The 409-nt window shown below is 51.6% G+C and carries 2 protein-coding genes; both read left to right on the forward strand.

What is annotated here, in order from left to right:
* Positions 1-160 (forward strand): TOBE-like domain-containing protein (locus KDM89_RS20060; RefSeq protein ID WP_212689639.1); only part of this gene is annotated, 160 nt, incomplete at its 5' end.
* A gap of 128 nt (positions 161-288) precedes the next feature.
* The coding region (locus KDM89_RS20065; RefSeq protein ID WP_212689640.1) for a LysR family transcriptional regulator at positions 289-409 on the forward strand (121 nt) is incomplete at its 3' end.

The following is a 409-nucleotide window of genomic DNA, read 5'->3' on the forward strand; positions in this document are numbered from 1 at the left end:
CATCGGTCCGCTGGCGCAGCTGGAATTGGAACGCGATGACAACGGCGATCTGGTGGAAGCCATGATTTCCAGCGAGCGCTATCAGTCTCTGAATCTGAAAGTCGGTGAGGCACTGGTGCTGCGCCCGCGCCGTTTGCATGTTTTTGTCAATCAACAATAAGTACGGCAAATCTGCAACGCGGCCCCGTCTGCCAACAATAAACAAATAAAGACTGAAGCAAAATTGTTACGGCTTGGCGTTATAAGGCCAGCAGGACAGTTTTGCGCAGTTTCCAAAAGGAAGATGCTATGAATTTTCAACAATTACGTTCTATCCGCGAAGCCTCACGGCGCGGTTTTAATCTGACCGAAGTCGCGAATGTGCTGTTCACCTCTCAACCCGGCGTGAGCCGCCAGATCCGTGAGTTGG

This window comes from Cognatundibacterium luofuense (assembly GCF_018139685.1).
GTDB lineage: Bacteria > Pseudomonadota > Gammaproteobacteria > Burkholderiales > Burkholderiaceae_D > Undibacterium > Undibacterium luofuense.